21 protein-coding genes are annotated in these 25,524 nt (G+C 36.9%); 12 read left to right on the top strand and 9 right to left on the bottom strand.

Annotated features, from left to right (window positions below; genetic code table 11):
* Positions 1–175 precede the first annotated feature (175 nt).
* The gene (locus L2586_RS18640) at positions 176–745 is read right to left on the bottom strand and encodes a hypothetical protein (protein ID WP_235294458.1); all 570 of its coding nucleotides are present in this window, start codon (positions 743–745) and stop codon (positions 176–178) included.
* 16 nt (positions 746–761) lie between these two features.
* Positions 762–2,249, bottom strand: coding sequence for a hypothetical protein (locus L2586_RS18635; protein WP_235294457.1), 1,488 nt, complete (start codon positions 2,247–2,249; stop codon positions 762–764).
* A gap of 230 nt (positions 2,250–2,479) precedes the next feature.
* Here L2586_RS18635 and L2586_RS18630 point away from each other — a divergent pair, with 230 nt between their 5' ends.
* The 7 genes from L2586_RS18630 (at position 2,480) to ilvA (ending at position 11,172) form a co-directional block, all read left to right on the top strand.
* Positions 2,480–3,646 (top strand): 2-isopropylmalate synthase, encoded by a 1,167-nt coding sequence (locus tag L2586_RS18630; protein ID WP_235294456.1) that lies wholly within the window; start codon positions 2,480–2,482, stop codon positions 3,644–3,646.
* The gene (leuB, locus tag L2586_RS18625) at positions 3,636–4,760 is read left to right on the top strand and encodes a 3-isopropylmalate dehydrogenase (protein WP_235294455.1); all 1,125 of its coding nucleotides are present in this window, start codon (positions 3,636–3,638) and stop codon (positions 4,758–4,760) included. The genes L2586_RS18630 and leuB overlap by 11 nt, the downstream gene beginning before the upstream one ends.
* A gap of 4 nt (positions 4,761–4,764) precedes the next feature.
* Positions 4,765–6,435, top strand: a complete 1,671-nt coding sequence (gene ilvD, locus L2586_RS18620; RefSeq protein ID WP_235294454.1) for a dihydroxy-acid dehydratase — start codon at positions 4,765–4,767, stop codon at positions 6,433–6,435.
* 13 nt (positions 6,436–6,448) lie between these two features.
* Complete coding sequence (ilvB, locus tag L2586_RS18615) at positions 6,449–8,191, top strand: biosynthetic-type acetolactate synthase large subunit (RefSeq protein ID WP_235294453.1); 1,743 nt, start codon at positions 6,449–6,451, stop codon at positions 8,189–8,191.
* Positions 8,188–8,730: an acetolactate synthase small subunit gene (gene ilvN, locus L2586_RS18610; protein WP_235294452.1), complete on the top strand. Its 543-nt coding sequence runs from the start codon at positions 8,188–8,190 to the stop codon at positions 8,728–8,730. Before ilvB ends, ilvN begins: the two co-directional genes overlap by 4 nt.
* Before the next feature lie 41 nt (positions 8,731–8,771).
* Positions 8,772–9,818, top strand: a complete 1,047-nt coding sequence (ilvC, locus tag L2586_RS18605) for a ketol-acid reductoisomerase (RefSeq protein ID WP_235294451.1) — start codon at positions 8,772–8,774, stop codon at positions 9,816–9,818.
* Between the two features lie 97 nt (positions 9,819–9,915).
* Positions 9,916–11,172 (top strand): threonine ammonia-lyase, encoded by a 1,257-nt coding sequence (gene ilvA, locus L2586_RS18600; RefSeq protein WP_235294450.1) that lies wholly within the window; start codon positions 9,916–9,918, stop codon positions 11,170–11,172.
* A 174-nt stretch (positions 11,173–11,346) separates the two neighbouring features.
* Here ilvA and L2586_RS18595 read toward each other — a convergent pair whose 3' ends face one another.
* The 5 genes from L2586_RS18595 to tsaE all read right to left on the bottom strand — a co-directional run bounded on the left by L2586_RS18595 (position 11,347) and on the right by tsaE (position 16,587).
* A complete protein-coding gene (locus L2586_RS18595) occupies positions 11,347–12,642 on the bottom strand; it encodes an amidohydrolase (protein WP_235294449.1) in 1,296 nt (431 codons plus the stop codon).
* Between the two features lie 328 nt (positions 12,643–12,970).
* Complete coding sequence (locus L2586_RS18590) at positions 12,971–13,624, bottom strand: PglD-related sugar-binding protein (protein WP_235294448.1); 654 nt, start codon at positions 13,622–13,624, stop codon at positions 12,971–12,973.
* Positions 13,625–13,639: 15 nt separating this feature from the next.
* Positions 13,640–14,482 carry an alpha/beta hydrolase family protein gene (locus tag L2586_RS18585; RefSeq protein ID WP_235294447.1) on the bottom strand — a complete coding sequence of 281 codons (843 nt, stop codon included), beginning with the start codon at positions 14,480–14,482 and terminating at the stop codon, positions 13,640–13,642.
* Between the two features lie 465 nt (positions 14,483–14,947).
* On the bottom strand, positions 14,948–16,177 hold the full coding sequence (locus tag L2586_RS18580) for an alanine dehydrogenase (RefSeq protein ID WP_235294446.1): 1,230 nt from the start codon (positions 16,175–16,177) through the stop codon (positions 14,948–14,950).
* A complete protein-coding gene (gene tsaE / locus L2586_RS18575; RefSeq protein ID WP_235294445.1) occupies positions 16,174–16,587 on the bottom strand; it encodes a tRNA (adenosine(37)-N6)-threonylcarbamoyltransferase complex ATPase subunit type 1 TsaE in 414 nt (137 codons plus the stop codon). The genes L2586_RS18580 and tsaE overlap by 4 nt, the downstream gene beginning before the upstream one ends.
* A 117-nt stretch (positions 16,588–16,704) precedes the next feature.
* Between tsaE and gyrB the strand changes: the two genes are divergently transcribed.
* Both gyrB and L2586_RS18565 read left to right on the top strand, forming a co-directional pair.
* A complete protein-coding gene (gene gyrB / locus L2586_RS18570; protein ID WP_235294444.1) occupies positions 16,705–18,651 on the top strand; it encodes a DNA topoisomerase (ATP-hydrolyzing) subunit B in 1,947 nt (648 codons plus the stop codon).
* Positions 18,652–18,831: 180 nt separating this feature from the next.
* Complete coding sequence (locus L2586_RS18565) at positions 18,832–19,617, top strand: hypothetical protein (RefSeq protein ID WP_235294443.1); 786 nt, start codon at positions 18,832–18,834, stop codon at positions 19,615–19,617.
* Here L2586_RS18565 and L2586_RS18560 read toward each other — a convergent pair.
* Positions 19,607–20,581, bottom strand: a complete 975-nt coding sequence (locus tag L2586_RS18560) for a glycosyltransferase family protein (protein WP_235294442.1) — start codon at positions 20,579–20,581, stop codon at positions 19,607–19,609. The genes L2586_RS18565 and L2586_RS18560 overlap by 11 nt on opposite strands.
* Positions 20,582–20,660: 79 nt before the next feature.
* Here L2586_RS18560 and L2586_RS18555 point away from each other — a divergent pair, with 79 nt between their 5' ends.
* The 3 genes from L2586_RS18555 (at position 20,661) to L2586_RS18545 (ending at position 23,297) form a co-directional block, all read left to right on the top strand.
* Positions 20,661–21,365 (top strand): PDZ domain-containing protein, encoded by a 705-nt coding sequence (locus L2586_RS18555; RefSeq protein ID WP_235294441.1) that lies wholly within the window; start codon positions 20,661–20,663, stop codon positions 21,363–21,365.
* Between the two features lie 260 nt (positions 21,366–21,625).
* Positions 21,626–22,489, top strand: a complete 864-nt coding sequence (gene purU / locus L2586_RS18550; protein WP_235294440.1) for a formyltetrahydrofolate deformylase — start codon at positions 21,626–21,628, stop codon at positions 22,487–22,489.
* Positions 22,490–22,658: 169 nt separating this feature from the next.
* Positions 22,659–23,297 (top strand): hypothetical protein, encoded by a 639-nt coding sequence (locus tag L2586_RS18545; protein WP_235294439.1) that lies wholly within the window; start codon positions 22,659–22,661, stop codon positions 23,295–23,297.
* 158 nt (positions 23,298–23,455) lie between these two features.
* Here the strand turns inward: L2586_RS18545 and L2586_RS18540 are convergent, their stop codons facing one another.
* Entirely contained in the window at positions 23,456–25,240 is a 1,785-nt protein-coding gene (locus L2586_RS18540) for a peptide MFS transporter (protein WP_235294438.1), read from the bottom strand.
* Positions 25,241–25,524 lie beyond the last annotated feature (284 nt).

Raw genomic sequence — 25,524 nt, 5'->3', positions numbered from 1 at the left:
TGTGAATGTTCGCGTGAGGGATAGGAGGTGTTGTCTGAATCCCGATTACAATTTCTATCTAATCTGAGATGCCATTACAAATAGCAATAACAATTAATGTTTCACGTCTTTTCAATAATAATCGGGAAGAGTGCCGGATAGCCCGACCCTCAGGGTCACGCCCTATAATGTATTATTAATCCTCCTGTACAATCTGTGTATTAAATCCAATAGGATTAAAAGAGCTCCTCTCCTGTGGTGCGTCATCATCGTAATCTTCCCAGTCCGTTACATCCTTCAAGAAAATTTCTAGATGTCTATAAATAAAAGGCTTCTTAAGCTCATCAGGTCTGAGAATCTCGACCGTCTTAGGTGGTCTTGGTTCACCATATCCTTCTATATGTGGCAGCGATACAAGGACAAGAACCTTCCCGTTAAACAACTGCTGATAGATCAGCGCCCCATTGCTCTTAATCATAGGTCGCTTCAGTTTTTCGTCCAACTTCTCAGAAATTCCACTGGTAGATCGTCCCAGATTGTACACGATAATCTCCATGTTTTCTACCTGATCCTGCACTTCGACTTCTGCTTTCAGCCCAGTATGTTTCGAAACATTTTCAAGCGTTTCCATAATCATTTTTTTCAGCCCTTCATCCCAGTCTTTCCTATACTGAATCGTATTTTCTAAAATTTCATGGTACTTTTTAACCCTTTGTTGGATTTTTATTAATTCATCATCCATCTTACTCTTAATTATTTCTCGCAATTTAAAAATGTTTTTATTAACCGAGGGTGGCATTCTCATTTTGTAAAAGGTTAAAGTTTCTTTCGATAACTTTTTCCACAGCCACTCCTTCTATTCTACTTTCAAGCCAAGCAATGATATCAAGATAGAGAAATGGTCTTTTTTCAAATGGCATTTCTCGAATTATTACTAATTTATCTCTTAATAATCCAAACTCATGGTTTAAGTTTTTCGGTTCTATTCTCGGTGTTTTCCTGAGGAATTTGAAAATCTCTTTTTGAACTTCATGCAAGTCATTCATCTTGGAAAGGAATCGATACACAGATTTAATTTGATAAGAAATTAGTAATTCATTACCTAACTCAAAGTGTGCGATCAAATTTAAAATTCGAGCAAAACTTTGGATATCTTCTCTAACTTTTGGAAAGAAATTATTGATTATTAGGTTCAAGTAGTGTATACAATTCTCGTTTTGTACTGCTCCGAAATACAGGCAAGCAATCTTGTAGTAAAATACCATGATACGGTGCTGATCCCAGTTATACTTATTAGATACTATTATTTTCTCTAGCTCTGGCATCATTTCAAGGCACTCGGTAAAGCTACCTTGCATATAATGCAAATTAATCATGTGCACATTCTTAAACAATACCAATAAGGATTCTTCATTCCGATTGATGCTCAGCACTCCATCACTATTAAATTGCTCTAGTTCTAAATAGGCTTTTTTAAATTTCTTGTATTTTCCAGCTAGGAATAAGGCATTGAGTAAGTTGTGTAGTCCCTTAATATAGGACGCCAGCTCCTTATCTTTCATCGCTGGATTATCATGGAACAAATTAACCCAGCGCTGCGCATACCTGTAATAATTCAAGAAATCATGGCACATGTTAGAATACCAAACATAGGATTGGAAGTAATACAACTTTTCATAGAAGTCAAGATCTTCCAAGTCATAAACGGGTAGTTTTTCTTCGAAGAATTCTGTTACATACTTATAATCTTTCTGATTCCTAACGTAACCATGTCTCAGGTATAAGCCATATAATTGCAGCGAAGCAGAGGACAAGCTTGCGGACTTCTGATTCCTATGAATTAAAAAATGCGATAATTCATCTAGTTCGATTGCCTTAGCAGACATACTACCTGTGATATGCTGTGATTCGATGTGTTTTTCGAATTCCACCATATTCTGCGCCATCATATATTGCTTTTGCTCTAGGGCCTTCGTTTTCGCTTTATCCAGAATGTCGAGACTTGATTTATAGAGTCCTTTATCATATAGCACATGAGCATAATCTAGTTGCTCATTTAGGTAAATGTCAATATTATTACTTCGATGAAATAATCTTAAGGATGCGAGGAGTTGCTTGTATAAATTAGCACGGATATTAGAAATCTGTGCTTTCTTAATTTTTGGTATTTTTTTTAGAATTTCCTTGTCATTATGGTCTGAATGCTTGTCTAAATAGTCAAACAACTTCAAAAACAGCGAGTCCTCCCCACCTGAGTTTCTTCTGGACATTATTTTAAAATGTCGCTTTTCAGCCTGAGTTAAGCAATTAATCAGCTGCTGCAAACTTGTGTTTTGATGACTAGGCATTGTAGTTAAATATTTGTTACTCTATTAATTGTCAATGTATTACGAAATACAAATACAAATTAGAAATCGTAAGATAACAGAATTTTGAATTGGTGAAAGCAAAACACACAGATATATTTGTCAGTTCAATGATTCAAATAAATTAATAAAAGATGTCTGCTGAAAAAGTCCACATATTCGATACGACGCTAAGGGATGGCGAACAAGTCCCCGGATGCAAATTAAATAAGAACGAAAAAATAGAGGTCGCTCTAAAACTAGAGGAGCTGGGTGTAGATATCATAGAAGCCGGTTTTCCTGTTTCAAGTCCTGGTGACTTTGAGTCAGTTTCCGAGCTTTCTAAAATTATAAAGAATGCAACAGTTTGTGGATTAACGCGAGCTGTAGAAAATGATATTAAAGTTGCTGGAGAAGCGCTTATTCATGCGGTAAGACCTAGAATTCATACGGGAATCGGTACTTCTGATTCGCACATCCTTCATAAATTCAAGTCGACACAGGATAAAGTGCTAGAAAGAGCAGTTGCAGCAGTAAAATATGCTAAGACCTTTGTAGAGGATGTTGAGTTCTATGCAGAAGATGCTGGAAGAACAGGCGATGAATTTTTAGCAAGAATCTGTGAGGCGGTTGTCAAAGCAGGTGCTACGGTATTAAATATTCCTGATACTACAGGATATTGCTTACCTGAAGAATATGCAGCAAAAATCGGATACTTAAGAGATAATGTTAATGGAATCCATAAGGCGATTTTATCTACACACTGCCATAACGACTTAGGAATGGCTACTGCAAATTCTATCGCAGGTGTGCAATTCGGAGCGAGACAGATCGAATGTACGATTAACGGTGTGGGAGAAAGAGCTGGAAATACTTCTTTAGAAGAAGTGGTTATGATAATAAATCAAAGATTTAAAGGACAATATACGACTGGTATCAATACTAAAATGTTGAGTTATATGAGCGGTCTTGTTTCTGAAAGAATGGGAATGATAGTGCAGCCTAACAAAGCAATCGTCGGAGCTAATGCATTTGCACATTCATCGGGAATTCACCAAGATGGTGTTATTAAAGAGCGTTCCACTTATGAAATCATGGACCCATTAGATGTGGGAGTTGATCATTCATCCATTGTCTTAACTGCCAGAAGTGGTAGAGCAGCTATTGCATATAGAGCAAAGCAAATAGGATATGATTTAACAAAGGAGGAACTCGATATTGCTTATGATCACTTCTTAGACTTAGCTGACAAATTAAAGCAAGTAGAGGATAAAGATTTGGAGCAATTATTGAAAAGTAAGATTTATAAGATTGCCAGTTAAACAACTTAAAAATATCACTATTCTGCCAGGGGATGGAATCGGACCTGAAGTTATAGCTCAAGCAGAGAAAAGTATTCAAGCGATAGCTTACCGCTACAATCATGACTTTTCATTAGATTATGCCTTTATAGGTGCTCATGCTATAGAAGAAACAGGAAGTCCATTTCCAGAAGAAACATTGAGAAAATGTAGAAAAGCGGATGCTATTTTGTTGGGTGCGATAGGCGATCCTAAATATGATGAAAAATTCGAGAGTGACCTGAGGCCTGAACAAGGTTTACTGGCTTTACGTAAGCAATTACAACTCTACGCGAACATTCGTCCGATAAAAGTTTATGACAATCTAACACACTTATCCCCTCTTAAAGAAAAGCGGATTAAAAATGTGAATTTCGTCATTTATAGAGAATTAACTGGTGGAATATACTACGGCAAAAAAGGACGATATGAAAATGGAAAAATCGCCTACGACCACTGTGTATATTCTGAATCAGAGATTAAGAGAATTGCCATTTTAGCATTCGAAGCTGCGATGGACAGGCGAAAAAAACTTTGCCTTGTCGATAAAGCTAATGTACTGGAAACATCCAGATTATGGCGATCTGTAGTAAAAGAAGTAGCGAAAAAGTATCCAGATGTGGAAACGAGCTTTTTATATATTGACAATGCAGCAATGCAAATGATGAATTCTCCTGCTCAGTTTGATATCATCCTAACAACGAATTTGTTCGGTGATATTTTAAGTGATGAAGCGAGTATCATTCCAGGTTCACTAGGGCTGCTACCATCAGCAAGTATTGGGAGAAATTCCTGCTTGTTCGAGCCAGTGCATGGTTCTTTTCCACAAGCAGCGGGAAAGGACATTGCGAATCCGATGGGAGCGATTCTTTCTGTAGCGATGATGTTTAGACACTTCGAAATGGAACAAGAAGCGTTAGAGGTAGAAAGAGCAGTTGATTTATGCATGAAAGAAGGAATCATGACGAAGGACTTAGAAGTAGAAGTTCATTATAGCTGCTCACAGTTAGGAGATTTGATTTACAGTATTATTGCTGAAGATTTAGAACAGATAAACAAGAAACAATTAAGTGTAGGATCTTCAAGTATAATTTAGAGATATGGAAAAAAATAAATATAGCAAACACGTTACTCAAGACCCGACGCAACCTGCTGCGCAGGCAATGCTTCACGCTTTGGGTTTAACGACGGAAGACTTAAAAAAACCTCAAGTAGGTATCGTAAGTACGGGATGGGAAGGAAATCCATGTAATGTCCACCTTAATGGGCTGGCAAAGGATATTAAGAACAATATTAATAGTGATGAGTTAATCGGACTGATCTTTCACACGATAGGTGTGAGTGATGGTATCTCAATGGGTACAGCAGGGATGAATTTTTCTCTACCTTCTAGAGATATTATTGCAGATTCGATAGAAACAGTTGCTTCTGCACAGTGGTATGATGCCATTATTGCAGTAGTCGGTTGTGATAAAAATATGCCAGGAGCGATGATGGGTATTTCTCGTCTTAATCGACCTGCTATCCTAGTTTATGGAGGGACCATTAGTCCTGGATGCCACTTAGATAAAAAATTAGACATCGTTTCAGCATTCGAGGCACTAGGAGAAAAAACTGCAGGAACAATATCAGATGAGGATTTTCAAGCAGTTATAGAAAAAGCATGTCCTGGTCCAGGAGCTTGCGGTGGAATGTATACGGCGAACACGATGTCTTCAGCAATAGAAGCAATGGGAATGAGTCTTCCTTTCAATTCTTCTATTCCAGCAACATCTGATCAAAAAAGTAGTGAATCTGCAAAAATTGCAAACGCAATCCAAAACCTTATAGATAAGGATATTAAGCCTTCCGATATCATGACGAAAAAGGCATTCGAGAATGCTATTAGAACCATCATTGTACTCGGAGGATCTACCAATGCAGTAATGCATATGATCGCAATGGCTAAAGCTGCAGACATCGAAATAACAATAGATGACTTCCAAAGATTAAGCGACATCACTCCATTTTTAGCTGACTTGAAACCTAGTGGGCAATATGTAATGGAAGACTTATTTAATGTAGGTGGTGTGCCTGCTGTGATGAAAAGAATGTTGGAACTTGGCTTTCTGCATGGAGACTGCTTGACCGTTACTGGAAAGACTATTGCTGAAAACTTAGCGGAAGTTCCAGGACTTGCTGATGATCAAAAAGTAATAAAATCTATAGATACACCTGTAAAGAAAACAGGACACCTGCAAATTTTATACGGGAACCTTGCGTTAGAAGGATCTGTAGCTAAAATTACTGGTAAAGAAGGAGAACTTTTCTCAGGAATTGCTAGAGTTTTCGATGCAGAACAAGATGCTAATGATGCTATCGTTGCTGGAAAAATTGAACCAGGTCAAGTTATCGTAATTAGATATTCTGGGCCGAAAGGAGGACCAGGAATGCCGGAAATGCTTAAGCCAACCTCTGCAATTATGGGTGCTGGACTTGGAAATACGGTTGCCTTGATAACTGATGGACGTTTTTCAGGTGGTACACATGGATTTGTAGTAGGCCATATTACACCAGAAGCAGAAGTAGGTGGAAACATCGCACTTATCCAAAATGATGATGTAATTACGATCGATGCGGTTAACAATAAATTGACATTAGAGATTTCTGACGAAGAGTTAGAATTAAGAAGAAAAAATTGGGTTAAACCAGTTTCAAAAGCAACAAAGGGAATACTTAAGAAATATTACAATTCCGTTTCCACTGCTTCTGAAGGATGTGTTACTGATTAATAAATATTGTACTATGAGTGAAAAAGCAATTCAATCAAAAACGTCTCCGAGTGAGAATGGTCAAGCGATCAAAATCACAGGAGCGGAAGCCATTATAAAATGCCTTCTAGCCGAAGATGTACATACTATATTTGGGTATCCAGGTGGTGCGATTATGCCATTCTATAATGCCCTTTATGATTATGAAGATCGATTAACACATATTCTTGCAAGACATGAGCAAGGTGCTATACATGCAGCTCAAGGTTATGCAAGAGTTACTAGGCAGACTGGTGTCTGTATTGCAACATCAGGTCCAGGAGCGACTAACTTAATCACTGGAATCGGTGATGCGATGCTGGATTCAACACCATTAGTCTGTATTACAGGTCAAGTTAATAGTGCAGTTATCGGAACAGATGCATTCCAGGAGACTGATGTAATCGGATGTACGACACCTGTTTCTAAGTGGAATTATCAAGTAACTAAAGCGGAAGAAATTCCTGACGTTATTGCTAAGGCGTTTTATATAGCTAATTCAGGTAGACCTGGTCCCGTTGTGATCGATATCACGAAAGATGCACAAAACGCATTTTTGGACTATACTTATAACAAGAAACCTGTTATCAGAAGTTACTTCCCTTTTCCAAAACTGAATGAGGAAGAAATTAATGCAGCAGCAGAATTGATCAACAATGCGAAGAGACCTTATATTCTAGCAGGACATGGAATTCAAATTGCACACGCGCAAGAAGAATTTAAAGCTTTTGTTGAGAAATCAGGGATTCCAGTAGGATGTACTATTCACGGCTGGGGATCGATCCCTAAGAAACATCCTTTGAATAAGGGAATGCTAGGAATGCACGGTAACTATGGTCCGAACATTCTGACGAATGAATGCGATGTATTAATCGCAATAGGGATGAGGTTCGATGATCGAGTAACGGGGAATCTTGATAAGTATGCGAAGCAAGCTAAAGTAATCCACATAGAAATAGACAAGTGTGAAATAGGAAAGAACGTGCCTGTTGATGCACCTGTTCATGCAGATGCGAAGCAAGCGCTTGCTGCACTGATCGAAAAAGTAGAGAAGAAATCCTACCCGGAGTGGAATAAAAGATTTGACGAATGTGAAGCGGTAGAGTATGATAAAGTTATCTCTAAAGATCTAGCGCCAGATTCCGATGGAAAAATTAAAATGGCACAAGCCATTAAAATGATTTCAGACATGACCGAAGGTCAAGCAACAGTTGCTACAGATGTAGGCCAGCACCAAATGGTCGCAGCAAGATACTATGAATATAATAGCACTAATCAGTGGGTTTCTTCTGGTGGTGCAGGTACAATGGGCTTCGGTCTTCCAGCTGCTTTCGGAGCACAATTGGGCGATAAGAACAAAGTCTGTATCGCAGTAATCGGTGACGGTGGTTTTCAGATGACGCTACAAGAATTAGGAATGTGTAGTCAGTGGAATGTCCCTGTGAAAATCATCCTCCTAGACAATGAATACTTAGGAATGGTTAGACAATGGCAACAGCTGTTCTTCGAAAAAAGATATTCTTCTGTAGCCTTAGTCAATCCTGATTTCATAAAAATCGCAGATGGTTTCGGCGTAAAAGGAAAGAAAATAACGAAATACGAAGAACTAGAAGCTGGACTTCAAGAAATGTTAGACTATGATGGTCCATTCCTTCTTCACTGTATGGTTGTTAAAGAAGAAAATATATTCCCAATGGTTCCAACAGGAGCTGGTGTATCAGAAATTATTTTAGAATGAGTGAAAAGAAAGAATTTACGATCTCCGTATTTACGGAAAACCGAACTGGACTAATCTCTAGAGTCGTTTCTATTTTTACGCGAAGACACATCAATATCGATAGTTTAACAACTTCTCAATCATCAATGGAAGGAATCCATAGATTCACCATTGTCATTCAGACAACGAATGAACAAGTTATAAAACTAATCGGCCAGCTCGATAAGCAAATCGAGGTCTTAAAGTCCTTTTACTATGATAACGAAGAAATCGTTTTTCAAGAAATCGCACTTTATAAAGTTCCCACCGAAGCTTTCTCAGGAGGTGATGTGATAGAAAGAATCGTCAGAAGACACAATGCTCGAATTTTAAGAATAGAGCCGGAATATACGGTTATTGAGAAAACAGGTCACGAACACGAAACCGAGGCATTATTTAAAGATTTGAAAACTCATGGTATTTATGAATTTGTCCGAAGTGGAAGAGTCGCTATTTCTAAACCAATGGAACAGCTGAACAGATATATGGAGGAGATGGAAATAAGCATGAGTCAAAATTAGATTATACAATTTTTAGAAACATAAAAAAACCGCTTAATACAATGGCAAAAATGAATTTTGGTGGCGTCGAAGAAAACGTCGTTACTAGGGAAGAATTCCCGTTAGAACACGCAAGAGATGTCCTTAAAGATGAGACTATTGCAATTATTGGATATGGAGTTCAAGGTCCTGGGCAAGCATTAAACCTTAGAGATAATGGTTTCAATGTAATTATTGGCCAAAGATCACCTTCTAAATCATACGACAAAGCTATCGAAGATGGATTCGTTCCAGGTGAAACTTTGTTTTCTATTGAAGAAGCTGCTGAAAAAGGCACAATCATTCAATACCTTCTTTCTGATGCAGCGCAAATAGAAATGTGGCCAACGCTTAAGAAATATCTTACGCCTGGAAAAGCATTATACTTTTCACATGGTTTTGCAGTAACCTATAAAGAAAGAACTAACATTATTCCTCCAGATGATATCGATGTAATCTTAGCTGCTCCTAAAGGTTCAGGTACTTCATTAAGAAGATTATTCCTAGCTGGAAAAGGGCTTAATTCTAGTTTCGCTATCCACCAAGATGCAACTGGAAAAGCAAGAGATAGAGTGATCGCAATGGGTATCGGAATTGGATCTGGTTACCTTTTCGAAACGGACTTCAAAAAAGAAGTATTTAGTGATCTTACTGGTGAAAGAGGAACGCTTATGGGAGCAATCCAAGGAATCTTTGCAGCTCAGTATGACCTATTGAGATCAAGAGGCCACTCTCCTTCTGAAGCATTTAATGAAACAGTGGAAGAAGCAACGGAATCGCTTTACCCTCTTGTTGCTGAAAATGGTATGGACTGGATGTACGCGAACTGTTCTACGACTGCACAACGTGGTGCTCTAGACTGGTGGAAAAAATTCAGAGATGCTACTAAACCAGTATTCGAAGACCTTTATGATAGCGTAGCTTCTGGAAACGAAGCTCAATTATCTATCGACTCTAATAGTAAAGAAGATTATAGAGTAAAATTAGAGGAAGAATTGAAAGAATTAAGAGAGTCTGAAATGTGGACAACGGGACGAACCGTTAGATCACTTAGACCATCTAATGATTAATAAATCTAAAGAGGCCTTCGGTTATTTCGAAGGTCTCTTTTTTTTAGGTCAATGTTAGAGTTTTCTTGAATTCTAATTTACTTGAAATCAACAAAATTTGAATAAAGTCTCACATATTATTCCTTTTGCAGCATTTGATACTGCAGCTTCTAAGCTAAAAGAAGTCGTTCTTCATACACCGCTTATGAGGAATATGACCCTTTCTGATGAATATCAATCGAATATTTTTCTAAAAAGAGAAGATCTTCAGTCCGTCAGATCCTATAAAATTCGTGGGGCTTATCATAAAATGATTAGCATTCCACCAGAGCAAGCTCAGAAAGGTGTCGTTTGCGCAAGTGCAGGAAATCATTCTCAAGGTGTAGCACTTGCATGTCGAATCTTAGGAATTCACGGTGTTGTGTATATGCCGAACACCACTCCACAACAAAAAATAAAAAAGGTTAAGCAATTTGGGAAGGAATTCATTACCATCCGATTAACTGGTGATACTTTCGATGATGCTTTTCATGAAGCTAGCAAGTTTTCAAAGGAAAATGAAAAGTCTTTTATTCATCCATTTGATGACCTCAGAACGATAGAAGGACAAGGTACCGTCGGTGTAGAAATACTCGATGATTTCAAAGAACCGATAGACTATCTCTTCCTAGCTGTAGGTGGCGGAGGACTAGCAGCAGGAATCGGAAGTTATTTCAAACAACTAAGTCCTCAGACTAAAATTATCGGTGTTGAACCTATCGGCGCACCAGCAATGTACGAATCACTAAAAAAAGGTGAGGTCGTTATTCTTGATAAAATAGATCCATTCGTAGATGGAGCGGCAGTGAAAAAAGTGGGAGATCTCAATTTTAAAATTTGCCAGGAAGTCCTCGATGATATGGTCTTGGTCAATGAAGGAAAAGTTTGCTCTACGATTCTACAGATGTATAACGAAGAAGCCATCGTCGTCGAACCAGCGGGTGCGCTTTCCATTTCAGTTTTGGATCAATTCAAGACAGAAATCAAAGGTAAAAATATAGTTTGTATTGTCAGCGGTGGTAATAATGACATCACCAGAACAGAAGAAATCAGAGAGCGGTCTTTGCTTTTCGAAGGATTAAAGCACTACTTCATAGTTCGTTTTCCACAACGTGCTGGTGCATTACGAGAATTCTTAGAAGTGCTCGGACCGAATGACGATATTGCCTATTTCGAGTATACCAAGAAAACGAGTAGAACTTCAGGTCCAGCTATCGTAGGAATAGAACTGAAAAGAAAAGAAGACTATCCTGCTTTAATACAGCGAATGGATGCCGCAGGAATTCAGTATGAAACGGTGAATGACAAACCTGATTTATTGGGCATGTTGGTATAGTGAGATATGGAGCTATAAAGGATGATATAATGATCTGATCGCATGACTTACAGTCTTCCTATATTTGATCAATTTCCGCCCGACCGCCACTTTTGATAGCCTCAGCTGGAGGTGAGACCATCAAGTGGATTTCTCAAGCGAAGTTGAACACTCCGCACAGCATTATAACGTTCCTTATTTCAAACTATTTCCATAATCCAAAGCTAGATTCGCAAGTGTTTTCACACCTAACAATAGACCACTTTCATCAATGAAAAAGTCAGGAGTATGATGAGGAAAAGCCTCATCTTTAGGCGTATCAAGCGATTTTCCTCCTAAAAAGTAAAAAAAACTTGGAATCTCTTTTGCATAAAATGAAAAATCCTCAGCACCAGTAATTGCCGGGATTATTCTAACATGATCCTCACCTGCAACCGCGAACAATGTCGGAACTAATTGTCGAGTAAGTTCTAGATTATTAAAAGTAACTGGGACACCAATAGTTATTTCTACTTCTGCTTTCGCTCCTTGTGACTCAGCAACCAGTTCAGCAGTAAGCTTTATTTTTTCATGAATTTTCTTTTGCATATCCTCATCCAAAGTTCGTATCGTACCGACCAATTCAACCTCTTCAGGAATAATATTGTTTCTTACACCACCAGATATTTTACCTACACTTATTACTGCAGCTTCGTTAGTAAGGTCTACTTGTCTACTTACAATAGTTTGTAATCCAATAATTATGTGTGCAGCTGTAACTATTGGATCCACACCTGACCAAGGTCTTGAACCATGCGTTTGCTTTCCTTTGACTTTAATAACAAAACGATCAGCTGCAGCCATCATACCTGCTGGTTTATAAGTAATACTTCCTACAGGAGCATCAGAACTTATATGTTGACCAAACATGACTTCGATGCCATAATTATCGATCAAACCTTCTTTTATCATCAACTTTGCTCCACCTTCTTCTCCTGGAGGCGCCCCTTCTTCGGCGGGTTGGAAAACAAAAACAATGGTACCCGCAATTTCGTCTTTCATCTGTGTAAGTATTTTTGCAGTTCCTAATAGCATGGCAATATGGGTATCATGACCACAGGCATGCATCACACCTACTTCGAGTCCTTGGTATTCTGATTTTTCTTTAGACACAAAAGGAATGTCCGTCCTTTCAGTGACCGGCAGTCCATCAATATCAGCTCGTAGGCCGATGGTAGGTCCTGGCTTACCACCCTCCAGCACTGCAACTACTCCTGTAATGGCAATACCAGTGTCTACTTTAAGCCCTAGTTTTCGCAATTCTTCTGCAATTCTTTCTGAAGTTTTGAATTCTCTATTAGACAATTCTGGAAACTGGTGAAAATGCCTTCGCAATTCAATAACTTCTTCTTCAATTTGATTCGCTAATTTTTCAACTTTTGGATTCCCTTGATTAAAAGCAAAGAAAGGCAAAAGCAAAAAACACAATAAGATGGTCAGTATTTTATTCATTTGTAGTGTTTTATATTCTTAAAAATACAGAATTATTTGATATTCAGGTTTTTCAGTTTTATCCAATGCATCTCTATTCTGTAAATTTAAAATTTGTCCTCTTACTAATATGGGCTAGTAAGCGAGAAGGCAGTAATTTTTAGAAATTGTACTTATTATCTGTTTTTTCATTAAAGCCCTAGTGTACAAAACCATGACTCATTATTTTATTGGATCCATCGAAAAAGTCAGTCCTTCAATATCTAATTCCTACGACACCTTTTGCTCCTACCAGAAAGCATATAGATTAGTGATCCAGTAAATAGGATTTAAGATTCCAGTGCGTTTGCTATATCTCTCTCATAAACTTTGCAGGTACACCACCATAAACGGTTTTCGTAGGAACATTAGAAATAACCACCGCTCCAGCTGCCACTATTGCAAAATCTTCCACTTCATTGAGCTCTACAATCTTCGCCCCCAAGCTGATGAATGCACTTCTTCCTATTCTAGTGCGTGATCCAACTATACACCCTACTGAAAGAAATGCAAGCGGGCCTACCACCGCATCATGACCTACTATTACTCCCGCCATTACCAAAGTCCCTAATTTCAAGTGTGCATTCGAGACATAAGCTTGAGCTAATACCACTACACCAGGTTCTAATATTGCACCTTGAGCAATCACAGCACTTCTATGAACTATTGTTGCATATCGATCCTTCGGAATCTTGAAAGTCTTAAATAGCTCATCTGCCTTTATGTTATTCTTAACTAAATGAATGGCAAATACAAAGTAGACATCTGGATCGTTCAAGAGTTTCTCGTATTCATTAATTTTCCCCAATACTGGATAGCCATTAATTTCTTGGCTTTCTACATCATTCAAGAAACCATAAACCACATATTCATTATCATCATAATTAATCTTATTGTATTCTATACAAGATGCTATGGGTCCTCCTTTTCCACCGCCACCTATAATTACTAACTTCTTACTCATTATCTGTTATTTTCATTAATTATTATGAATTTTAAGCCAATCGAAAATAATTTTTGTGGCCCTAATATCATGTCCGCGATTTAATAATTTAGCTTCAAAATAATCTCTTCCTTTCAATTTTAAAATTAGCTTTTCAGCATTTTCTATAGGAACAACACGATCTGACTTTCCATAAACAATTAAAATAGGGTGCTTATAATCTTCCAAAAAATAAATAGGAGAAGAAGCAATCATTTTATGCCTGATGGTTTTAAGGTTTTTTGATTGACTTAAAAATTGATACTTAAATTGCTTGCCATACCTATAATAACTTCGCTTATCATAAAAGTCGACTGGCCCTGTTATATCCACAACCGTTCGAATCATGGAGTCTCTAGCAGCCATTAACAATGCAACAGTTCCCCCTCTAGACTGACCTGCAACAGCAATTCTTGACTCATCTATGGGATACAATTTTTTTCCTAGATTCAATGCTCTTAGACCATCTGTGGCTGCACCATCATAGGCATCTCCAAAGAATCCATCTGAACAATATTTCTTATTTCGATACACCAAAGCCTGTCCTCTAAATGATGGAACAATGATAATATAATCACTCAGTTCTATCCGCATCCTTTCAAAATAATCATGCTCTAAAAAAACAGAAGGATCAACCTGATTCAGACCATTTAACCAGACTAAAGTGGGATATTTCTTTTGCTCATCATAATTCATCGGTAAAAAGTAAGCTGTATAATGTCCTTGACCTAGCGTTCCATGATAGACGATATTTAGATGCGAGTATCCTTTTTCTACAACACTGTTTTCGGCCTCCAATTGGATATTATTCCAGCCAGCTCTAACCTCCGCGCTATCCAATTTTGATATTGGAGTAAAAACAGAATCTATGTCAATGTTAGCATTAAGGTCAATATCATCGTATGAAATCCTTTCAGAACATTCACTTACATTTGCTCTAAAGTAGAAAACGATAAAGAGCAGAATGCCCGCAAATATTAATATGGCTTTTATACTAGAGCTAATTTTTTACTTTAAAGATAGGATTTGCTATCCAATAATAGATTATTTTTCTCATCAGATATATCGTAAGCAACTATCGGATATTTAATTCCATCCATTTTATCTAATTTATTTGTAGGTCCTGAAAATATTGACCTTCCTCATTATGAAGTGGCAACTTATTTCTCAGATTTATACGAAGAAGAAATCGAAAGTCTTGATCTTTTAATCATGGAACTTGACTCTATTTTCCATTAGATCCAGCAAAAATTAAAATTTCACCCTGCAAAAAATAAATCCAGAAGCAGGTGAATCAACATTGACCTATAAACCACTCGTCAATATCAAATTCAGGTCTGTATACTTCAGGTCATATCGCTTCGCTAAATAAGCATTCGTCAATTTTCCTTGGAAGATATAAACACCATTTCGGATACCCACATCATTAAAAAGCAACCTTGCGATGTCTCTTGAGTTGCTCAATTTTAGAATAATCGGTGTAATGATATTACTGATAGATATAGAAGCTGTTCGACCCACATTAGAGGCAATATTCGGCACACAGTAATGTATAACTCCGTGCTTGATAAACGTGGGGTTCTTAAGGGTAGAAACTTCGGAAGTTTCGAAGCAGCCACCTTGGTCGATACTCACATCGATAATTACAGCACCGTCTTTCATTTTACTCACCATTTCTTCCGTAACAATTACTGGAGATCTTCCGTTTTTAGAATGAATGGCTCCGATCACCACATCCGCACTAAGCAATTGATAAGCAAGGTATACTGGATTCAGTGCAGAGGTATGTAATGGCCTCCCAATTTGATTCTGGAGACGCATTATTTTATAGATATCATTATCGAATATTCTGACAGAAGCTCCAAGTCCTAGTGCTGTTCGAGTAGCATGTTCTCCTACGACTCCAGCTCCTAAAATAACAACTTTAGCAGGCGGCACTCCGGAAATTCCGCCTAGCAACACACCTCTCCCGCCACTGGACTTTGTTAGTAGTTGGGCACCTGTAAGCATCGCAACCATTCCTGCAATTTCACTCATCATCCTTACGATGGGATAACTACCATCTTCAGACTGTATGTGTTCCATCGCGATGGCATGTACTTTCTTAGATTGTAATTTTTCGATGTATTCTTTAGAAATAATCGGCAGAGGTAGAGGCGAAACCAATATCTGTCCGACTTGCATTAAGTCTATTTCTTCTAAAGTAGGAGGTTGAGTCTTGATAATGATGTGAGACTCATATACTTTTTTCTTATTCTTTGTTATTTCCGCTTCTGCTTCAGAATAATCTCTGTCTGTAAAGCTGGAACTAGCACCAGCGCCTGATTCCACTAACACATCATGGCCATAGCCTTTCAAAATTCGGATAGAATGTGGAACGATGGCCACTCTATTTTCTTGTAATGTGGTCTCCAATGGAATCCCAATGGTTAACTTTCTTGATTTTTCGGCAACTTCTAACATCTCTGTCTGGGTCTCATAATGACCTTTCGAGAAAAATGTAGAAAATGATCCCGGTTTCACTGGACTGCTCATGACCCTAAAATTAGCACATTTCGTGTGTTATTCTCCAATATTGACATTTTAATTTCTACAAAAGGCATATCCAAATATGGTACCGCAATACCTGGCCATTCGATGAAACAGTAATTTCCAGAATCTAAATATTGAAAAAAACCAATATCTTCTAGCTCTTCTGTATCCTTAATCCGATACAAGTCAAAGTGATATATCGGCCCTGAATATTCATTGACAATAGAAAAAGTGGGACTACTTACATGGTCATCACAACCTAATTTCGCTATTAATTTCTTAATCAAAGTAGTCTTGCCGGAGCCTAAATCGCCATTGAAAATGAAAACTTTATAAGCTTCCGATAAGGCGATAATTTTAACGGATAGATCATCCAGATCCGCTAGTGTTTCAATGTTAAACTTATGCTCCATTTATCTATTTAAAAATAACTTAAACGTATCAACTTTTATAGAAAAACAAAACTATAAAAAGACCTTTAAAATACGTATCTTTGCAGCCTGTTAACTTATAAAAAATATTTATAATATATGAGTACTGAAAACGGTAATTACGGCGCGGATAATATTCAAGCGTTAGAGGGATTAGAGGCGGTTAGAAAAAGGCCGGGCATGTATATTGGTAGCACCGACTCTAAAGGGCTACACCACTTAGTCTGGGAGGTAATCGATAACTCTATAGATGAGCACCTTGCTGGACATTGCGACCTGATAGAAACCATCATTCATAAAGATAATTCCATTTCCGTAAGAGATAATGGTCGAGGTATTCCTACTGGAATGCATGAAAAATTACAGAAATCAGCATTAGAAGTTGTAATGACTGTACTACATGCCGGTGGAAAGTTTGATAAAAACACCTATAAAGTATCAGGTGGTCTTCACGGTGTGGGTGTATCATGTGTGAATGCATTATCCATCATGTTAAAAGCAGAAGTTCATAGAGATGGAAAAGTTTTCACTCAAGAATACTCTGAAGGGAAGCCCGTTACTAAAGTAGAAGAAGTTGGAACAACTGATAGAACAGGAACAACCATTCACTTTAAGCCGGATGGTACGATTTTCGAATCTTTAGTTTATAAATTCGAAACTCTTCAGACGAGGTTAAGAGAAATGGCCTTCTTGAATAGAGGATTAACCTTAACAATCGTAGATGAGCGTGAAACAGAAGACGATGGTTCTTTCAAGAGTGAAACTTTTCATTCTGAAGGAGGACTAAGAGAATTTGTAAAATATCTAGACGAAAGTAGAACTCCACTTATTTCTGAGCCGATCTATGCTATCGGAAAAGAAGAGAATGTAGAAGTGGAAGTTGCATTACAATACAATACAGGCTATTCAGAGAATATTTTCTCGTTTGTAAATAATATTAACACTAGAGAAGGTGGAACGCACGTTTCTGGTTTCAAAAGAGCACTTGCAAGGGTATTCAAGCAATATGGAGAAGACAACAATATGTTTTCCAAGCTTAAATTTGCTATTTCTGGAGAGGATTTCAGAGAAGGATTAACTGCAATTGTTTCTGTAAAAGTTCCAGAACCACAATTCAAAGGACAGACTAAAGGTGAACTTGGAAATTCCGAGGTGACAGGTATCGTTTCTCGATGTGTCGGGGATGTATTAAAAGCATACCTTGAAGAAAATCCTTCGCAAGCAAAAAGAGTAGTTGAAAAAGTTATTATTGCTGCTACAGCAAGAAACGCTGCCAGAAAGGCACGTGAAATGGTTCAGCGTAAGAACATTTTAACAGGTGGTGGTCTGCCAGGAAAGCTTTCCGATTGTACTTCCAAGGATCCAGGAGAATCTGAAATTTTCCTTGTTGAGGGAGATTCGGCAGGTGGAACAGCTAAGATGGGAAGAAATAGAATGTTTCAAGCGATCCTTCCATTAAGAGGTAAGATTCTTAATGTTGAGAAAGCAATGGAATATAAGATCTATGAAAATGAGGAGATCAAAAACATGTTTACCGCACTAGGAGTTTCTATAGAAGAAAAAGAAGGTGAACGAATACTGAATATTGAGAAATTAAGATATCATAAGATAGTCATCATGTGTGACGCCGACATCGATGGTTCTCACATTGTTACTTTGATCTTAACTTTCTTCTTTAGATACATGAGACCACTAATTGAAAATGGTCATATATTCATCGCTTCTCCTCCGTTATATCAAGTAAAAAAAGGTAAGCAATTTAGATATTGCTGGTCTGAGGAAGAAAGAAAAGATGCAATCGAGCAGTATTCTAAAGGTCAGGAAAATGCAGGTGTAAAAGTACAGCGTTATAAAGGTCTTGGGGAAATGAACGCTATCCAATTATGGGATACAACAATGGATCCTGAGACAAGAATATTAAAGAAAGTTACGATCGATGATGCAATAAATGCAGATCATATTTTCTCTGTATTAATGGGTGATGAAGTACCGCCAAGAAGAGCTTTCATAGAATCACATGCGAAATACGCAAATATCGATATATAGTCGGCATAACGTTAAATGTATAAATTTGGTTTGTTTATTAGAAAATTAACCTTAGTTTCGGTTCTATATTAGAAAATATACACATTTACATACATTCTAATCTACCAATTAAAAACGTAAACCATAGAGTAATACCAACTCTATGGTTTTTTATTTTTAGCTTTGGATAAAGAATCGTGAATGACCAAGTTTCTAATTTCTTTTCTCTTCATTCTGCCTTTCATAAGCTGTCACAATGAAAATGCTAAGTTAAGCGGGCACTACTATACCGCTAATTCTTCTAGGTCTAATTTTCAAAATGCCAATGAAAGCAACTCAGATTTTAAAGGCCACTTTGTCCAAGAATCCTTTATCGATCTATTCGAAAATGGTTCCTATTCCATGTATCTTAATCACTACGAAAGTGGAACATACACACATTCAAACGATACTCTTTCTTTAACTCGATCGAATGGCCAACAATGGAAACTTGTATTGAAAACAGAAAAACACCTAAATCACTTTATTTTTCCCGACAGCAAAAATTTAGTAACGCTTCGTAAAATCGAAAACGAATATTCGTCTGATTATCCATTTATACCAGAAAACAACCAATGGCGAGTTAAGTCCACTACTTCATTATCCACGAATGAGCTCATTAATAAGTTTCAGGCTTATAATGATTACATGATCCACTTTATGCGGTGGTCTAAGAACAAAGATTTCAACTTGAGTTTTAAGAATATATCAGGTCCTTTACAATTCGCAAATAATGGCCTAATGATGAGAAAATTAAAAGATTCAGGTCAATGGTGTACTTACTTTGCCGAAAATGATTGTGATAAAATGGATAAAATTTTGAGGCACTACTTTGATGGTTTGATCATCGACTGGAAGTATACGAATAATAGAATTGCAATGCTATGCAATGGATTAGAACAAGTTAATAAGGGCATAGAGAATCACTTAGAATCGTTTAGTGAATAACATGACGTAAGTCCAGATTGTCTTGACTTAAAACAATATGTTTACTGGTAGGAGCAATCCACTTTGCTAAATATTCCTGCTCTGTCTGACCAGGAGTCGGTACCAATATTGATTTCCTACCCATAGCTTCGAAATCCATCAATGAAGAATAACCAGATCTGCTTATAATCACTTTACTTTCTGCAATTAATGATGCTAGTTCTTTAACTTCTCTTAATCCAACAAAGAAGATGTTACCATCACTATAGTCGTCGATTTGTTTTCCCGTTACAATCAAATGTTTTCCACTTAGTCTTTGCAAATTTTTGACTAAAGCATCTTCGAATTTGCTTCTTTGCGGCTCTGGACCTGACAATATGCTAATCGTCTCAAACTTAGGATGAGTCGGCAGAGGAATAGATGAAAACCTGGATTGTGTTCCTATAAATTTAATAGGGATTTTTAGGTCAATTTCGTGACTCATTCGTCCAGACAACCCTTTTTCATTTTCGAAATCAGGCACCCAACATTCATCAAATTTGTTGAGTAAATACATATTCATCCTTGTTCCAGAAGCTTGAATGAAGGAATTCATGTGTAAAAGACGTATCTGATGCGTAATAATGACACTTTTACATTGATCATGATAGCAACCGAATCTATTATCGGAAATAATCTGATCGAAACCATATTCTTCAACTAACCGTGCAATTTCTTGCTTCTCACCAGCTACAGCATTGAATAACTTATGACATTGACTTAAAATATTAACCACAATGGATTCATACTTATAGACAATATCATAAGAAGTGAGCTCAAATGATCGAAGACTTGGAAATTCTTTTCTTAATAAGTCCAGTGCTACTCCATCCGAAGCAATAGATAGATGATGTCCTTGGTCTAAAAGCCCTTGAATGATAGGAACTGAACGACTAGCGTGTCCTAGCCCCCAGTTTAAAACACAATATAAAATGTTGTTAGTCAACAGTTTTGGAATTATTTAACAATACTTTTAGTTTAACTACCATTAGAATTCACTAAATTTAAGAAACAAATATAAGGTTATGAAATTACTAAATTTTGCGAGCATACTCGTCTTCCTATTTTTTTTCTGTTTCGCTTCCAATGCCCAGAAAGTAGAAGAAACTAAGATTGAAGTTATTGAAAAAACAACAGACGCAAACGGCAATGTAGTTACTCATAAAATTGTGAAAACTGGAGATGAAGCGAAGGAATATATCAAACAAAAGAAAAAGGAACTTGGTGTAGATGTAGAAATGGATGGCAAAACAAAGACCATAAGAAAAGAAGTGAGCGTTGAGGTGAATGAAGAAGACTCGAGCAATTCTAAGCAAATTAGAGTCAAAATTATAGATGATGAAGGTAATGAGCAGGAGCTTGAATGGGATGGAGACGGTCAGATGCCAGAAAAAATGAAAAAATATATAGAAGAAGACAACGTCGATATTGATGTGGTAGAAACGACTGATGGTAATATTAGAGTAGAAGTAATTTCTAATGAAAAACCTAGATTAGGTGTATTTCCAGAGAATCATGTAGATGGAGTAGAAATCAAGGAAGTCATCAAAGATTCTGCAGCAGATAAAGCCGGTCTCCAGAAAGGCGATATCATTTTCAAAATAAATGATAAAACAATTGGTAGCACACTCCAGCTTACTGATCGGTTAAAAAATCTATCATCTGAAGAAAGTTCGATCATACATTATCTGAGAAATGGTGAAATAAAATCAACTTCTGTAAATCTATAGATATCCCATTATTACACAAAAAGGCTGACTCTTGAAAAAAGTCAGCCTCTAAAATTTGCGTTCAATTCGTTTTTCAGGGGATGAAAAACTTATGGGTCAAAAATAGATTAATCCGAGAATTTGAAAATCACCCTAGTGGGTGATTTTATATCGACTTAATCTTCAAGGTGATGATTTGGATTAGATTATATTAGGCTACTATTTCATACGGACTAGGCTTATTGTATAATTTTGGTAAGATACTTGCATACCAATTTACTATGGATAAGAATCAGACGGCAGTACTTTTAATGCATTGCGAGGATCAGCGTGGAATATTAGCAGAAGTTACCGATTTCATCATGGGAAATCAAGGGAATATTATCAATCTAGATCAACATGTAGATAGTGATGATAATCGTTTCTATATGAGAATTGAATGGGAACTAGAACACTTTATCATTCCTCAGAATAAGATAGCAGAATACTTTGAGACCATGATAGTTAGCAAGTTCAATGCTATTCATGAACTGCATTTCCTTCCTAAGAAAATAAATATCGCTTTATTCGTTTCTCAGTATAGCCATTGCCTTCTGGATATACTTTCTAGGCATGAGTCTAAAGAGTGGAAAGTTAATATTAAATGCATCATTAGTAATCACGAAAAATTCAGAGGTATTTCAGAGAAATTTGGAATTCCCTTTCACTATTTCCCAGTGAAGAAAGCTAATAAGACTGAATTAGAGGCTAAAGAGTTAGCTTTGCTCAAAGAGCATAAAGTTGAGTTGATCATTCTTGCTAGATATATGCAAATTCTTTCTGACGATTTTTGTTCTAATTATCCAAACCAGATTATCAATATTCATCATTCTTCACTTCCAGCGTTTCCTGGAGCACGTCCATATGAGTCAGCTCATCGCCGTGGAGTTAAGTTTATGGGTGCAACTGCCCATTACGTTACGACTGATCTAGATGAAGGACCTATCATCGCCCAAGACGTTATCCATATTTCGCATCGAGATTCCATATATGATATGAAAAGGAAGGGACGAAATATAGAAAAGATCGTTCTTGCAAATGCATGCTGGGCACACTTGAATCATCAAGTGCTATCTTATAATAATAAGACGGTTGTTTTTGATTAGAAACGGGTGTGAGGGAAAGGGTTTTAAGATGATTATGCGTTAATCTTTTCCGTGATGAAGCTGTCTTAGAGTAAATATTATTCTGAAAATATTATTAATTTAAGGATTATACAGCATTTGCATTTGTTCTAAGTATAGGATTTGATCAAAATGTAAAATCATCCATGCCATGAAAATGACCAATTTAATTGCATTTTGCCTACTTATTTCCATGTCCAGTATTTGTGCACAGACCACATCAAAAAAAGTAATTGGTATTCAAGCAAAATACAGTTACGCTAACTCACTTCATTATAATGCACCAGTTGCTGTTGTTTCCTATATTGAAGGCACCAACTACTTTAGGCAGTATCCGCGAAGCAGAAGTCAGTATGAATTAGCTCTTCTTAAGTCTATTTCAGCAAATCAAGATATTAAAATCGGTATTGGTCTGTCCTCTTATTCGTTCTTCCAAGAAAGAGAGGATGTGTGGGTTATTGGTCTACCTTCCTATCCAATTATCAAAACGGAATTCAACTATCGTTTTCTTAGTTACATAATTGGAATAAGACATAAATTTAAAAGTGAAACAAATGTTCGACCATATATTGATTTTGAGTTTCAATATGATCAAAACATAATCAAAGACTTTAGTGTAAAACAGGGCGCAGCTCTTAAGTTGGCCACGGGAATAATGGTAGAAATGAATGATCGGACGCAGATTATCACGGATATATTTTACAAATCAGCATTGACAGCTTATAATTGGCAGAAAACATATTATCCATTTCAGTGGGGTATAGCGTTAGGATTAGTTTTCAGATATTAAGTTATAGAACATAATGCTTTTCTAGCTCAAGTCTGTTAATACAACATTATTCTCAAACTAAAAATAGTCCTGTAATCTCTCCAAAACTGCTGGAAACATTACAAGACTATTCATGTCCTTCTCTTAAGAAGGTAACATATATTTTATACGATGATCATCTAATCATCTACACCATGCATCATTTTCTTCATTATCGGATTAAGCGCAAAGAGCACAAGTCCTGCGACTCCACAGACACCTGTGAATAATAAGAAGAATCCTGCAATTCCATAATTCGCTGATATTGCTTCAATAGCACTACCTGTCATACCAGCAGACCAGTTAGCAATAAAATTAGCGATAAACCATACTCCAAACATAATTCCTACTAATCGTACTGGAGCCAACTTAGAAACATATGAAAGTCCTACAGGAGAAACACATAACTCTCCCATCGTATGGAATAAATAAGCAAGAACTAGGAAAATCATACTTACAGATGCCGTTTCAGCTCCTTTAGGTATGCCCATACTTCCGAATGCTAAAATTCCAAAACCTAAGCCTACTAGTATTAATCCAATTCCAAACTTCACAGGTCCTGATTTTATAATTTTCATTTCCCAAAACTTAGAAAATAATGGCGCTAGCGTAATAATGAAAAAGGAATTTAATATACTGAACCAAGAGGCTTGAACCTCCGTTACATTTTCATCAATTTTTAAACCGAGTGCATCAGCAACTCCTTTGAACATCCCCCACTCAAATCCTAACATTAGAATTACAATGATCCAAATAATAATAAAACTGATCGAGAGCACTATGTTTGCAGTTGAAATATTCTTCCATGTAACTTTAAACAACTTAAGTAAAACCCAAGTAATTACAGCCAAGGCTCCCGCTGTTAAGACAGTATTAATGGTGTTAAATACGGTAGCACCTATTCCAGTTAAGCTCCTATCTGTATAATCTCTAGAAAATATAGTCATCGATCCCCCAGATTGCTCGAAAGCCCACCAGAAGAAGACCGTAAATAAAGTTAAGATTACAATCACCCAAACTCTATCCTTTTCAACTTTTGTTAAACTAGGATCTGTCACGATATAGCCTATTATTCCAATAACACTACCAAAAAGAAGCGGTGGTATTACATAACTATTTACAATTTTTAAAGCAATATCATTAATTGCCTCTGGTGCTACTAAATACCTCTGAAGTATAAAAACCAAAGCAGATATAACAACCCCAGAAATGATCCACTTTTTCATTCTATCACTTCCTGCCTTTTCAACTACTTTATCAATTACATCTTCCTTAGCCTTCGTTATTTTCGCGCCTATTTCACCAAATATTGGCTTAGATAACCAAAACTGAATTGCTCCTGCAACCATAAAGATCATGGCTAGTCCGAAACCATATGACCAACTTATTTTTTCTCCAATATATCCACAAAGCAGAATTCCAAGAAAAGCTCCAGCATTGATCCCCATATAAAATATGGTATATGCACCATCTTTTTTCTCTTCTTCTCCTTTGTACAACTGTCCTACCATGGAAGAAATATTCGGCTTAAACAGTCCATTTCCTACGATCAAACAAGTCAAACCCAAAAAGAAAAAGACCGGAATCTCTAACGCCATAAATCCATGACCAGCTGCCATTACAAAAGCTCCAATAATTACTGCTTTCCGATAACCCAAAAATCTATCCGCTAAGTATCCACCTATCATCGGTGTGAAATATACCAATCCTGTGTATAGTGCGTAAAGTTCTAACGCATTCTCCTCAGACCAGCCATAACCGCCGCCACCTTCACCTAGGATTGCAGCTGTAAGAAAAAGTACCAATAATGCCCGCATACCATAATAGGAAAACCGTTCCCACATCTCGGTAAAAAACAACACATACAATTGTGAAGGGTGTCCTAACACTGTTCCACTATCTGGGTAATTCTTATTCCAGTCCATTAAATTTTTTATTTAGTTTGAAAATTAAGGTGCACTTCATAGAGGATGATAGCCATATCACCTTCATAATTAATTGCAAAAATTCTAACGGTCAATTCAAAATTGACTCGTAATCTTACAAAAAAAACAATAGAATGATATAAATCTCCTCTAAGCAAAAATAGAAAAATGATTCGTGTATCCTAAATCTATTTCAAGATAGAATAAATAACATATGAAAAGCAGGATGTGGAGTGAAATGTTTGTTAAAATGATGCGATGTCAGAATAAAAGGTGGCGCAGGT

Origin of the sequence: Portibacter lacus (assembly GCF_021533215.1) — a bacterium.
GTDB classification, from domain to species: domain Bacteria; phylum Bacteroidota; class Bacteroidia; order Chitinophagales; family Saprospiraceae; genus Portibacter; species Portibacter lacus.
This window is presented reverse-complemented; position numbering and strand designations above follow the sequence as displayed.

Coding starts and splice junctions, on each gene's coding strand:
- gyrB (WP_235294444.1), top strand. CDS start 16,705: ATGAGTACTGAAAACGGTAATTACGGCGCGGATAATATTCAAGCGTTA.
- purU (WP_235294440.1), top strand. CDS start 21,626: ATGGATAAGAATCAGACGGCAGTACTTTTAATGCATTGCGAGGATCAG.
- L2586_RS18630 (WP_235294456.1), top strand. CDS start 2,480: ATGTCTGCTGAAAAAGTCCACATATTCGATACGACGCTAAGGGATGGC.
- L2586_RS18590 (WP_235294448.1), bottom strand. CDS start 13,624: ATGAGTAAGAAGTTAGTAATTATAGGTGGCGGTGGAAAAGGAGGACCC.
- L2586_RS18565 (WP_235294443.1), top strand. CDS start 18,832: ATGACCAAGTTTCTAATTTCTTTTCTCTTCATTCTGCCTTTCATAAGC.
- ilvD (WP_235294454.1), top strand. CDS start 4,765: ATGGAAAAAAATAAATATAGCAAACACGTTACTCAAGACCCGACGCAA.
- L2586_RS18545 (WP_235294439.1), top strand. CDS start 22,659: ATGAAAATGACCAATTTAATTGCATTTTGCCTACTTATTTCCATGTCC.
- L2586_RS18580 (WP_235294446.1), bottom strand. CDS start 16,177: ATGAGCAGTCCAGTGAAACCGGGATCATTTTCTACATTTTTCTCGAAA.
- L2586_RS18635 (WP_235294457.1), bottom strand. CDS start 2,249: ATGTCCAGAAGAAACTCAGGTGGGGAGGACTCGCTGTTTTTGAAGTTG.
- tsaE (WP_235294445.1), bottom strand. CDS start 16,587: ATGGAGCATAAGTTTAACATTGAAACACTAGCGGATCTGGATGATCTA.
- L2586_RS18595 (WP_235294449.1), bottom strand. CDS start 12,642: ATGAATAAAATACTGACCATCTTATTGTGTTTTTTGCTTTTGCCTTTC.
- ilvN (WP_235294452.1), top strand. CDS start 8,188: ATGAGTGAAAAGAAAGAATTTACGATCTCCGTATTTACGGAAAACCGA.
- ilvB (WP_235294453.1), top strand. CDS start 6,449: ATGAGTGAAAAAGCAATTCAATCAAAAACGTCTCCGAGTGAGAATGGT.
- L2586_RS18540 (WP_235294438.1), bottom strand. CDS start 25,240: ATGGACTGGAATAAGAATTACCCAGATAGTGGAACAGTGTTAGGACAC.
- ilvC (WP_235294451.1), top strand. CDS start 8,772: ATGGCAAAAATGAATTTTGGTGGCGTCGAAGAAAACGTCGTTACTAGG.
- L2586_RS18555 (WP_235294441.1), top strand. CDS start 20,661: ATGAAATTACTAAATTTTGCGAGCATACTCGTCTTCCTATTTTTTTTC.